Origin of the sequence: Streptomyces viridosporus (genome assembly GCF_002078235.1) — a bacterium.
In the GTDB taxonomy this organism is placed as follows: domain Bacteria; phylum Actinomycetota; class Actinomycetes; order Streptomycetales; family Streptomycetaceae; genus Streptomyces; species Streptomyces viridosporus.
In genome coordinates this window covers 192-699 of sequence record NZ_MSGP01000858.1, presented here as the reverse complement: position 1 = coordinate 699, position 508 = coordinate 192, and the positions used below count along the sequence as shown (strand labels likewise).

The following is a 508-nucleotide window of genomic DNA, read 5'->3' as shown; positions in this document are numbered from 1 at the left end:
CGCACGGCCCGGCTGTGAGCCAGCGGTCGTTCAGGCGCAAGAGCGGCGGCTGAGTCGATGAGTCCCGCGATCTAACCGCTTCACCGGCACTCGCGCGTCCCGTGCAGTGGCCCGCGATGTGCGCATGCCCGTGCGCGCGTCGCGGGCGGGCGTAGCCGGCGGACTCGCCTGGGGGAATGGCCCAGATGCGGTTGGCTCGGGTCGGTGGCGCCGCCGAACTGGAATTCCGGGATGAGGGCACTGCCTTGTCCGAGGGTACGCGGCCGGTGTCACGCACCTGGTGTGCCCCCGTACCGCTGTGAAAATCGACCGCGGTTGTCCGGGGCGACGGTAGGCAACCGCGTGGCAAGGACATCCGTTCCCCGTCCTGCTGCGGCTGATCGACGCACAGTCGGTCGCGTTTCCGGCCGCGGTCGCCTTCGTGCCCAGCCGCGACGTGCAGGTGCCGCCCTGCCCCGAGTGGACGCTGTCCGATCTGGTGCAACATCTGGGCGGGGTGCACCGCCGC

Annotated in this window: 2 protein-coding genes; both read left to right on the top strand. The window is 71.1% G+C overall.

Features of this window, described 5'->3' with window-relative positions:
• The coding region (locus B7L92_RS43785) for a DUF5302 family protein (protein ID WP_170102290.1) at window positions 1-53 on the top strand (53 nt) is incomplete at its 5' end.
• A 368-nt stretch (window positions 54-421) separates the two neighbouring features.
• A partial coding sequence (locus tag B7L92_RS44015; RefSeq protein WP_438364061.1) for a maleylpyruvate isomerase N-terminal domain-containing protein occupies window positions 422-508 on the top strand: 87 nt, incomplete at its 3' end.